We start from the raw sequence: 7,241 nt of genomic DNA, 5'->3' as shown, positions 1-7,241 counted from the left end.
GGTCTCCATGACGACAACCTGCACGCGCCCAACGAGAAGATGGATCTGGCGAACTTCTACCGCGGCATCGAGGCGTCAGCGTATCTCATGGAAGAGCTGGGACAGCTGGCCGATCGCTAACCTCGACGGTAGCGGGACTCGTGGATGGGGCTTGTGGGTTCAGAGCGCACACCGGACCGCGCATTGGCGGCCAGCCGCTCGAGAAGCTCGAAGATCGTCGTCACCTGATCGGCTCGATCGAGCCTGACGGCCAACTGCTCTGCCGTGGCTCCTTCGTCGCCGCACTCATCCAGTGCCGCGACCAGCGCCGACTGTAGCTGCAGGACCGCGGCGGCGGCCTTCTTGCCTGCCTCGACCCCCGGCTGGTGATAGGCGTTGACTCGAATCAGGCCGGCGTAAAGACCGACGGCACGTTCGTAAAGTGCGATCAGCATGCCGACCTGTCGTTCGCCGACACGATCGATCGTGATCGTCAACGACGGGCGGCCGTTTTCATAGAGCGCTTGCCGGGTGCCAAGAAGAAAACCGTGAAGGTAGTCGCCACACGTGATCCCCTCCTCGACCTCCAAACTGTCACCCTCTCGCTCTTCGAGCACCTCGACAAACGTCACGAAGAAGTTCTTCACGCCGTCACGTAGCTGCTGAACGTAAGCGTGCTGATCCGTAGAGCCCTTGTTGCCGTAGACGGCGATGCCCTGGTGGACCGTTTCTCCGTTTAAGTCACGTTCCTTCCCGAGGGACTCCATCACGAGCTGTTGGAGATAGCGACTCAGGAGCGCCAGTCGGTCCTTGTACGGCAGCAGGACCATGTCTTTCTCGCCGCGTCCGTTGCCGGCGTGATGCCAGGCAAGCGCGAGCAGCGCGGCTGGGTTCGCGCCGAGGTCGTGTCGTCGCGTCACCCGGTCCGTCGACGCGGCGCCCGCCAGAAACTCGCGGATATCGTGGCCCTGCAGCGCGGCAGGCAGGAGACCGACGGCGCTGGTCTGAGATGTCCGCCCTCCCACCCAATCCCACATCGGGAAACGGGCGAGGAACCGCTTGTCCAGGGCGAAACGATCCAGTCGGCTTCCCTCCTGGGTGATCGCCACGCTGTTGCCGCCGAACGAGACACCGCGAGCCCGCAGCGCGGCCTCGGTCTCGAGCATCCCGTTGCGGGTCTCCGGCGTACCGCCCGACTTCGAGATCACGATCACCAGCGTGGTTTCAAGTCGCCTGCCGAGTCCGCCGAGAACCCGGTCGATCCCGTCGGGATCGCTGTTGTCCAGGAAGTGAGGCTCGAGACCTCCCTCCCGCGTGCCAAGCGCCTGTGCGACAAACTGCGGGCCCAGCGCGCTCCCCCCGATACCCACGATCAGCTGGTCGGTGAATCGCTGTCCCGTCGCGGTTCGTAGCTCACCATCCCGGACCCGGGCCGCAAACTCGTCGACGTCGGTGACCGTCGACCGAATCAACTCCTGAATCGTTTCGGTCGGCGCCAGCGAAGGGTCCCGCAGCCAGTAGTGACCGACCATCCGATCTTCGTCGGGGTTGGCGATCGATCCGGACTCGAGCGCGACCATTCCGTCGAAACAGGTTTCGAAACGACCCCGCAGCCTCTCCACGTAGGCGTCGTCGATCCCCATGTGACTGAGATCGACGCGGAGACCGAGATCTCGATCGGAGTAAAGCCAGCGGCGATAGGTATCCCAATCCACTTTGTTCGACATCGTACCGCTCCCGAGCGAGGAAGTGGCCTCCAGTTTAGACCACCCCAAGCCCTCGACGAGGCTAGAATACCGCCGGAGGCCGTGATGGATCGTTACGACGTAATTGTGCTCGGCGGTGGTTCGGCGGGAACCGCGGCGGCCGCCGCCGCCCGGCGGGCCGGCGCACACACGGCCATGGTCAACCGGGACGAGTTGGGAGGGCTGTGCATCCTTCGTGGCTGCATGCCGACCAAGGCCATGCTCGCCAGCTCCCATGCCGCCCGGCTGGGGGACGGTATCGAGTCGCTCGGTGCCCACCTCGAGGGTCGCGTCACCGTGGACTTCCCCAAGTTGATGCGACGGAAGCAGCAGCTCGTCGAACGATTCAAACGGGCCAAGATCGAGTCGATCGAATCCAACGACTACGACGTCATCTTTGGTCACGGCCGTTTTCTCACAGACGGCACCCTCGACGTCGACGGACGCATCCTCGCAGCCGAGAGGTATGTCCTGGCCACCGGCTCCGAGCCGACGGTGGTTCCACTGCCCGGGATCGACGAGGTTCCGGTTTGGACCAGCGACGACGTCATGGAACTCACGCGTCAGCCCGAGTCTCTGGTTGTCTTCGGCGCCGGTGCCATCGGTCTGGAGCTGGCACAGTTCTTCGCGGAGATCGGCACACGCGTGCTGGTGGTGAATCGATCTCCATTGCTACGACGCTACGACCTGGAAGCGGGCCGGGAATTGCGCGCGGCCCTTGGCAAGTTGGACGAACTACACTTCGCAATTCCGGGGACGATCGAACGCCTGCGTCGTGAGGGCGACGGTCTCATCGCCCAGGTCTCGACGGATGACGGCTCGATGGAGTGGACGGCCGACGCGCTCGTCATGGCAGCGGGTCGTCGCCCGATGATCGACGGCCTCGGACTCGACGAGGTCGGCGTCGTCGTGAAAGATGGCCGCATCCGACACGACGCGACGATGCAAACGGACAACCCGCGAATCTACGTTGCCGGTGACGTCACCGGAGAACTCCAGATCCTCCATCTGGCCAACGACGAAGGCGCGACGGCCGGTCACAACGCCGCCGGCGCCGAACCGAGCCAAGCGATGGACTACCGGCTGGCCATGAGCGTCATCTTTTCTGACCCGCCGTTCGCGCAGGTCGGTCGCATGGAGGCCGATCTGGAGCGTGATGGCGTGGCGTTTGTCACCGGAAAGGCCCGCTTTCCCGAGACCGGACGTGCCATCACCATGGGCGTAGAGCACGGGTTCTTCAAGATCTTTGCCGACAACGACAGCGGTGAGATCCTCGGTGGCTCGATCCTGGGTCCCCGGGCCGATGATCTGATCCATCTTGTCTCTCTCCTGATGCACCATCGTGGGACCGCAGCCTCGATTCTTACGATGCCGTGGTATCACCCCACACTCTCCGAGGTCATCCTGAACGTGGCCCGCCAGATTGAAGCTCTCAGGAACAAGAAGGGAGAGTCCTAGTCGATGCGTGGCGCTGTCTCGTTCCATCCGTTCGACGTCGGCCTGTTCGGGGTGTTACTGGATCCGCTGATCGAGGGCAAGAAGGTCAATCCCGAAGACTACCTCGACATCTGCTTTCGGAAGCGCGTCGCCGATTGGCGGTCCAGCGGTTACCGGGCGACGATCCAGATGCTCCTGGAAGAGGTCGAACCTCCGGAACTACCCACAGAAGGGAGCGTTTGGTTTCGGCTTCGCGCCCGCGTCGAGCGATTGGAATACAAACCTGCTGCCGTCGTGAAGACCCTCTCGGAGCAGATCGAACCCGACCTCCATCTCCACGGCCGCCCGTTCTTCATCACCGAAGGGTCTGCGGATCGTGTCGGACGTTTCTGCGACGAGTACCTGGCTGCCAAAGATGTCAATGCGATCGACGGGCTGGTGCTTGAACAGCTCCTCCGATTGGATCGAACCCTGGGCCGCGAGATCGAGGCCGAGATGATGGGGTCGCCACCGGCCGCCGCCACCGTCCATGCCGAGTTGCTGCAGCGCCTGAAAGAGATCTTCGAGTTGGCCGCGGCCGCCAGACAGGACGGAGATTGGGGCAACGTCGGCTCAACACGCCCCGCCCGGGAAGTCCTGGCGGAAGAGCTGCCGTGGCGATGCGTGGAAGCTCACGCGGAGGCCGTGCCGTTCTGGGTGGCCCACGACGTCGATGGGCTCGCGGGTCTTTGCGAGGCCACGGGCATCGAGCCTCCACCGTGCCTGGTCAGCGCGCGCCCGTTGTTTGCCCATTTCGCGGAACCGTTTCCAGCGCTACTCGAGCGTCTGAGCAGCGACCTGACGACGGAGCGGCAGTTGGGTGGGTACGTCCCTGCGAACGATATCCCCGAGCTTCTGACCTTCCTCGCCGAACAGGGCGCCCGGATCATCCAGGCCGCCACTCGACACGGGGTCGGGAAGATCTGCTCGGTCCTCCTGAGAAAGATCCGCGAGTGCGCGACCTTCGCTTCGCTGCACGGCACGGGGTATCTGGAGGCCAGCAGTCTCGACCATCCGCCCCTACCGGATAACGACGCCTAAGTCCCTTTTTCTTAACGCTTTGACGGGTTAATGGATCGGTGCGACAATCGTCGTCATCGCCCTGCGGAGAAGGTCTCACGTGTCCAACCCCCAGAACCAGCCCCTGTCGTTCGTCGCGGAACGTGCCATACGGCTGTTGCAGCAGGCCCCCGGGCCGCTGACCAGTCTGCAGCTCGCCGAGGAGTTGTTGGCAACCCGCGCGCCGGACGAGGACAGCGCCCGAGAACTCCTCAAGACCGCTTTCGGCAAGGACTCGCGACTTATCCACGACGAGTCCGGCTGGCGATTCGCGGGAGACGCACGTCGAGCGGGCACCCCTGCGGCCCCTGCGAGCAGTGACGTGGACGACATGGAACCCGATCGCGTGCTTATCTTCATTCACGGCACACCGCGACAACCGGATGGCACGCCCTTTCTCTTGCGCAGCGTCTCCGCCCTTCGATTGTGTGGTGACGATGTGGTGGGTGCGTGCGGAGGCGATACGGTCGCCGGTCCTTACGGAAATCGTTTGCGACGCGCGGCTCTGGATTTACTGGAGGGTGCGGTTCCCATCGTTCACGACTCGCCCGGCGCACTCTCGGCCCTCGATACCTGGCTGGGCGAGCCGATCGCATCGCCGATCTCTCTGAGGCGTATGGCGCAGGAACGGATCGGACTCCCCGCCATCCATGACCTCGAGTCTCTCGTCGAGCGACTCGGGCTCGCCTGGCACGAGACCTCCGAGCCGCTCGAGATGACCGACACGCTCGATTCCTGTCTGCAGGCGTTGCGACGCCCGGACGAATCGTTGTACGAGCTTCAGGTCGCCGCAAACGGCGGTGCACCACCGCTTGACTGGTCCCGCTTCGCCTTCGACCGTGAGTTCCTGCGTCGAGTCCCCAGTACACCCGGGACCTACCGGTTCTACGACGAATCCGGAAAACTGCTCTATGTCGGCAAGTCGAAGAACCTGCACAGTCGGGTCGGCTCGTACTTCCGCGACGAGGGTCGCTCGCGCCCCAAGCGGGTGCAGGAACTGATCAACGGGATCCATCGCATCGAATACGAGGCCACCGGCTCTGATCTGGAAGCCGTTCTGCGCGAGGCCGAACTGATTCGAACACGCCAACCCAGTCACAACGTGCAACGGGTCGTCCATGGCGGTCGCTCGGAGCGCCACGACAAGCTTCGCTCGATCTTGATCCTCGAGCCGGCCGCTGCCCCGTGGGTCCTCCGTGGCTTTCTGATCCGTCGCGGTAGGCTGCTCGATCGCGTCGCCATCGGTCCTCGCGGAGGGGGCCTCAAGCGGATCGCTCGAATTCTGGATGACTGGTATTTTTCGGCGCCGGATGGGCCGACCGTCCCGGAAGGACCTGACCTCGACATCGAGCTTGTGGTCCGATGGCTCGCCGAGCACCGGGATGAGATTGTCGCCTTCGATCCACGGGACCTGGGAAGTACCGAAGAGGTGATCGAGCGGCTCAACTGGTTCCTGGCCAATGGAACCAACGACCCCGACGGGTCACCGATCCACACCCGCTAGGCGGTCGATTTCGGAGCGGATATGAGAACCGAGCAGGAAACACTTCTGGATCGAATGCGGGCCAAGGGGTTACGCATCACCCACCAGAGACAGATCCTCGCCGAACTCCTCGAAGAGGCCGACGAGCATCTGGATGCGGAGGCCGTCTACGAACGCGCCCACTCCCGCGACTCGCAGATCCATCGAGCCACCGTCTATCGGACGCTGAACACGCTCAAGAAGATGGGCCTGGTGGATGAACTGGACTTGATGCATGTCGCCGGGGAGCGACATTTCTATGAGATTCGACCGTCGGTCTTCCACATCCATCTCGTCTGCATGAAATGCGGCGATGTCTCGGAGCCGTCCGGTGGCATCTGGGACGAAATAAAGAGCCGCGTGCAGAAAGAAACCGGCTTCCGCCCGGAAGTCGTTCGACTCGAGATGGGCGGTGCCTGTCGCGACTGCCAGACCCGGGAAAACCCCAGGCCTTCCTGAACTCAGAGGAAACTAGTGCGTCATTTTCTGCTGGTATGCAGCATCGTGGGCCTGTTCGTCTCCTGCGGAACGACGCCCCCGGCGGGCGAGGGTCCACTGACCCTCTACTCGGGTCGCAATGAGAGGCTGATCGGTCCTCTCCTTGTGCGGTTCACGGCCGAAACGGGCATCGACGTCGAAACACGTTATGGGGGGACCTCCGAGTTGACGGCGACCCTTCTTGAGGAAGGTGAATACTCCCCTGCGGATCTGTTCCTGGCCCAGGACGCGGCCGCGCTGGGGGCGCTTTCGAAGGCGGGTCGGTTCTTACCGCTGCCCGAATCGGTGTTGCAGCGGGTCGATGCCCGTTACCGTTCCGTTCGATCGGATTGGGTCGGTCTCTCGGGTCGCGCGCGTGTGATCGTCTACAACACCGACCTCATCGCGGCGGAAGACCTGCCCACGACTCTGCTTGCAACCACCGACCCCCGTTACAGGGGACGATTCGGCATCGCGCCGACCAACGCGTCGTTGCAGGCCCACCTCGCGCTGTTCACGGCCCTCGACGGCGAAGAGGCACTTGATGCGCTCCTCGCGGGCCTCGTCGCGAACGAACCCCAACGCTACGAAAAGAATTCAGCCATCGTGCAGGCGGTCATCGACGGTGAGGTCGAGTGGGGCCTGGTCAACCACTACTACCTGTTGAACGCGCTACGGGAACAGCCGGATGCGACCGCGGCCAATTATTTTTTGACCGGTGGCGGCTCGGCGAGTTTCGTGAACCTGGCGGGGATCGGGGTTCTAAGTGACGATCCGCGGGCGGTCGAACTGGTGCGTTGGTTACTCGGAGAATCTGCGCAGCAGTACTTTGCGGACGAGACGTTCGAGTTTCCGCTTGTGGCGGGTGTGGACGCGGATCCGTCGCTACCCCCGTTGTCGGCGCTGGAGACACCCGACGTCGATTTCGCCACGGTGGCGGATCGACTGGAATCCACGCTGATGCGAATTGACGAGGCCGGGCT

Annotated in this window: 6 protein-coding genes; 5 read left to right on the top strand and 1 reads right to left on the bottom strand. The window is 63.4% G+C overall.

Features of this window, described 5'->3' with window-relative positions:
* Positions 1-116 precede the first annotated feature (116 nt).
* Entirely contained in the window at positions 117-1,706 is a 1,590-nt protein-coding gene (locus OES25_17185) for a glucose-6-phosphate isomerase (protein ID MDH3629372.1), read from the bottom strand.
* A gap of 84 nt (positions 1,707-1,790) precedes the next feature.
* Here OES25_17185 and OES25_17180 point away from each other — a divergent pair, with 84 nt between their 5' ends.
* From OES25_17180 to OES25_17160, 5 genes are all read left to right on the top strand, one after another.
* Positions 1,791-3,182, top strand: a complete 1,392-nt coding sequence (locus tag OES25_17180; GenBank protein ID MDH3629371.1) for an FAD-dependent oxidoreductase — start codon at positions 1,791-1,793, stop codon at positions 3,180-3,182.
* 3 nt (positions 3,183-3,185) lie between these two features.
* Complete coding sequence (locus tag OES25_17175) at positions 3,186-4,241, top strand: hypothetical protein (protein ID MDH3629370.1); 1,056 nt, start codon at positions 3,186-3,188, stop codon at positions 4,239-4,241.
* Positions 4,242-4,320: 79 nt separating this feature from the next.
* Positions 4,321-5,763: a nucleotide excision repair endonuclease gene (locus OES25_17170; protein ID MDH3629369.1), complete on the top strand. Its 1,443-nt coding sequence runs from the start codon at positions 4,321-4,323 to the stop codon at positions 5,761-5,763.
* A gap of 21 nt (positions 5,764-5,784) precedes the next feature.
* Positions 5,785-6,240 carry a transcriptional repressor gene (locus OES25_17165; protein MDH3629368.1) on the top strand — a complete coding sequence of 152 codons (456 nt, stop codon included), beginning with the start codon at positions 5,785-5,787 and terminating at the stop codon, positions 6,238-6,240.
* Between the two features lie 15 nt (positions 6,241-6,255).
* The coding region (locus tag OES25_17160; GenBank protein MDH3629367.1) for an extracellular solute-binding protein at positions 6,256-7,241 on the top strand (986 nt) is incomplete at its 3' end.

It is taken from the genome of Acidobacteriota bacterium (assembly GCA_029861955.1).
In the GTDB taxonomy this organism is placed as follows: domain Bacteria; phylum Acidobacteriota; class Polarisedimenticolia; order Polarisedimenticolales; family Polarisedimenticolaceae; genus JAOTYK01.
This window is presented reverse-complemented; position numbering and strand designations above follow the sequence as displayed.